The sequence below is a fragment of the Gluconobacter sp. P1D12_c genome (assembly GCF_018812105.1).
GTDB lineage: Bacteria > Pseudomonadota > Alphaproteobacteria > Acetobacterales > Acetobacteraceae > Gluconobacter > Gluconobacter oxydans_A.
This window is the reverse complement of sequence record NZ_JACSIQ010000343.1, coordinates 1-494: the sequence shown is the minus strand read 5'-3', so window position 1 is coordinate 494 and position 494 is coordinate 1. Positions and strand designations below refer to the sequence as shown.

At 58.3% G+C, this 494-nt stretch carries 1 pseudogene; it reads left to right on the top strand.

The features are described 5' to 3' along the window. Window positions 1-494: pseudogene (locus KP705_RS17090) on the top strand (Tn3 family transposase); the annotation flags it as partial.

Sequence of the window (494 nt, the reverse complement as noted above, 5' to 3'; positions counted from 1 at the left end):
TGTCAGGCCAGAGGGAACAGTCATACGACAGGCTTACGAACTCTGTGTTCTGACCCAGCTGCGCGAGCGTCTGCGTGCCGGAGACATCTGGGTAACGGAAAGTCGCCAATACCGCGCATTCGACACCTACCTTCTTCCGGAAGCCACGTTTGCAGCGATGCGCGCGCAAGGACCGTTGCCTCTGGCGATCAATGCTACGGCTGACACGTTCCTTTCTCAACGGCGTGCAGTGCTGGAAACCGCGCTGAACCGGGTGACGGCTCTTGCCAGGAAGGGCGAGTTGTCACAGGTCCGGCTTGATGCACATGGTCTTGTGATTTCGCCTCTGAAAGCAATTACACCCCCTGCTGTGGAAGAGTTGAGGCGGGCGGCTTACGACCGGCTGCCACGCATCAAGATTACTGATCTTCTGCTGGAAGTGGACCGCTGGATCAGCTTCACCGACTGCTTTACCCATCGCCGTTCCAGCCGTGTCGCGGATGACAAAAACGCCC